The organism is Photobacterium sp. DNB23_23_1 (assembly GCF_052873815.1).
This window is the reverse complement of the sequence record NZ_JBNNXT010000139.1, coordinates 1-237: the sequence shown is the minus strand read 5'-3', so window position 1 is coordinate 237 and position 237 is coordinate 1. Positions and strand designations below refer to the sequence as shown.

Here is a 237-nt window from a genome sequence, read left to right as displayed (position 1 = left end):
ACCAAATCAGCCTGAGTAGAAGTGACCGAACGGTCAACAACTCGTTCAATTCGGGAAGAAGAAATTCCCATTTGAATCAAGTAAGAACGAGCATTGGCGTAGGTGTACTGCATGCTGCCAAAGTCAGGCATGGACACACTAGTTACTTCTTTGGCCACTGTCAGCTTGATCTTATGATTAGAAGTCAAATCATAGGTCGAACCAGCTGCCGGTGACTGGCGAATGACCTGACCTGGC

At 47.3% G+C, this 237-nt stretch carries 1 protein-coding gene; it reads right to left on the bottom strand.

The features are described from left to right. Positions 1-237 (bottom strand): hypothetical protein (locus ACVA53_RS25160; protein ID WP_446506643.1); only part of this gene is annotated, 237 nt, incomplete at both ends.